This window comes from Ruminococcus sp. (assembly GCF_016283395.1).
The window spans coordinates 1-2882 of sequence record NZ_JAEEMU010000063.1 but is presented as its reverse complement, the minus strand read 5'-3'; the positions used below and the strand labels follow the sequence as shown (position 1 = coordinate 2882).

General features: G+C 45.2%; 3 protein-coding genes. All 3 read right to left on the bottom strand.

The features are described 5' to 3' along the window. On the bottom strand, positions 1-1656 hold a 1656-nt coding region (locus QZZ41_RS15320), incomplete at its 3' end, for a vWA domain-containing protein (protein WP_295074161.1). Then, a complete protein-coding gene (locus QZZ41_RS15315; protein ID WP_295074159.1) occupies positions 1653-2276 on the bottom strand; it encodes a hypothetical protein in 624 nt (207 codons plus the stop codon). The genes QZZ41_RS15320 and QZZ41_RS15315, both read right to left, overlap by 4 nt. Before the next feature lie 325 nt (positions 2277-2601). Next, on the bottom strand, positions 2602-2882 hold a 281-nt coding region (locus QZZ41_RS15310; RefSeq protein WP_295074157.1), incomplete at its 5' end, for a dockerin type I domain-containing protein.

Sequence of the window (2882 nt, the reverse complement as noted above, 5' to 3'; positions counted from 1 at the left end):
GTCAGCGTTTATATATACTGCTTCGTTTATGGAAGAAAGATCCTTAAGGGAGTCGATCTGCTCATTGTAGCCGATAGTATATATTGGTATTCCATAGTGGCTGACAATGCCTGCTGAGGTGCCGTACTCGACGCCGCGGTTGCACTGACCGTCACTGAGAACGAATATCATGGTCTTTGCGTCTGGAATGCTCTGCTTATATTCGTTTATCATGTTGATACCGACAAGTAGAGCGTCGTATGTAGATGTGTTTCCTCCTGCCTTGAGCTTTTCAACAGCTCCGGCGAAGTATGAGCGCTGTTCAAGATCAAACTGTCCTATGGGAAGATTCAGTGTTACATCGTCACTGTAGGAAATAAGTCCTACATAATTGTCTGAACGGATATTCTTTGAAGCTTCGATAAGAGAGTCCTTAAGGCGGTTAAGGGGATCGCCTGTCATGCTTCCCGAAACATCAGCGATAAAGAGTGCGATAGTAGGTGAGCCGGAGTCCTTCTCCTCTTTCCACAGGCGCTGAGCGCTGATGATATCGGCGCCGCTTATTGCTCTGGTGTTGTAATTGAAGTTGTTGTCGGGATCGAAGCCGTACTCCTTGGCATGCTGCTGAGGACCGCTGCTGAGAGCGTAGCCGAGGAAGGTGTCGAGCGCCTCCTGCTCTTCATTTGTGAGCTCGCCAACGCTGTAAAGAGGATTGCTGTGCTTGTAGCCGAAGGGAACAAAGTCGTAGCCGCCCTTGAGAACGGCGCTGTTTGTGTAAGCCTGATATTCAACGACTCCCGCCTGAAGCGTGCCGCTCTGCATAGCGTTTACCATCTGGTCTGTGGTATAGCATACAAATGGTATGCTCTTCTGGAGCTGCTGGAACTTGCTTACTGCGGCGTCGCTGAGTATATTGTCACCGTCAAAGTGCTGGAGCGCATTTACAAGGAAGTTAAGTCCCGTAGCCGAGGTATATGGATAGGTATAACCCATCTGGAGCTCGCCGTTCACAACTGCGTCAACTATATTCTCATAGTTCACTGAACCGTATTTTGAGGCTACTGTTGAAGCAGCAGTACGGGATATAGCGATACCTGCTGTATTTGCCACCAGTGACTCTGCTTCAAGCTTCAGCTTAGCACCCTGTTCGATGGCAAGATTGCCGAAAAGCTCGTTTGACGGGGTGTAAGCCTGCGGGAGATAGACATTGTTGGAGATATAGTCCGATGAAGCTCCCGAGGGAATGCTTCTTACGCTTACGGAAATTATCTTGCCGTTTGAAAGGCGGTTGCGCTGTTCGTTGAACTGCTGAGCAGTCTCGTTGAGCCATCCATTGTTGTTCTTGCCTGCCTTTTCAGAGGTGGAGAATATCTCGATATCAACGTCGCCATCGCCTGTTACGGTAAGAGGATACTTTGTTTCGATATTCGGCAGATTAGCCGAGCCTTTGTCGGAATAATCAACAGTTCCCTTTATCTTGTCGGCAGTACGGATATTAATCTTTTTCAGGCATTTTTCCAGCTTTTGCTCGGGATTGTCGATAGTTATCTTTGGATTCGTATCTGAAACGGGCGTTTCATTTTTTGAGCTGCTGTTCTTGATAACTGTGATTATCATTATCATTGTAACGAGTGCGCCGATAACAGCGATAATGACGGGAGTTTTGCTTTTGTTCATCTCATGTCCTCACTTTCAATTTCCTTTTTGTATTCGTGTATGGAATCTATTATAAGCTTAAGCGATCTTATCTCGGTATTGCTTCTTTCGTTGTCGTTCATCTGCGAGACCTCGACGAGGAGATTGGTATAGTCGTTCAGTATCTTGTCGTTTCTTTCCGTCAGCATTCTGAGGTAGCTTTTATGGGTGCTGACTTCCTCATACCTTGACGCAGACTGCATGATAGCAGTACGCTTCATGAACATTGTCATATTGTTCAGCATTACCGACTGGATATCCTGATTTACGAGCTCATAAACTCCTCCGCCTGTGCTGATCGTGTCGAGGGTTTCAGACTTTTTTACAAAAAGCTCCCACTGCTCTATTATCCTTGTTGCTTCCTGACGGCACAGGGGATAGTCCCTGATGTCCTTCATGACGTTTAAGTAGTCCTCTGGTTGATTGAGAGACTCAAAGGTGTGCTCGTCGATGACGTATGAGCGTTTGAAAGCTTTTTTGCCCAGTGCGGCAAGCTTCACAAAGTAATAGTTTCCGATGCTGAGAAGTCCTACTATAATTACTATAGCGGCTATGGAGAGCCCTGCGGAGTCGAGTATATTCGTTCCCCCGAACAAAAGCATGCCGAAACCTGCTATTATAAGGTTAAAAATTATCTGCCCCAAGTATTTTTTCAATAAATTCACCCCTGTCAGTCGATTAAACGGCTTATTATATCAAAATATATTATATAACATTTTCCGTAAAAAGTCAATCATACGGGGGCCTGAAAGGCAGATATTTCCGTTATACCAATATATACCGACATTTGAAGAAATTAATAAGCCGTCAAATAACAGGTATCTAACTATTGAAACTTACTTTCAAACGCATATCAAATAAAAAACGGCAGTCTGTACAATGTACAGACTACCGTCTTTAGATAATGCTTTTTATACGATAAATTGATTACCTTCCCATGAATTCTTCCATTGTCTTGGGAGTTCCTTCCTTAACAGTGGAAACATATGCATAGTAGCTGAGTATCTTTGCAGCGTCAACTGCATCGATGATAGCATCGCCTGTAACGTTAGCTGCAAGCTTCTGTTCTTCTGTGAAGCCACCGTCACCGCCTGTAGAGATCTTAGCGTAGTACTGGAGAACCAGTGAAGCATCTACTGCGTCAACGATACCGTTTGCATTAACGTCGCCGAGCTTGTAGGATACGTCCTTACCGCCAGATACTGTTA

What these genes read in the sequence shown, in the direction of transcription:
- QZZ41_RS15315 (WP_295074159.1), bottom strand. Translation starts at nt 2,276, where the DNA reads ATGCTTTTGTTCGGGGGAACGAATATACTCGACTCCGCAGGGCTCTCC.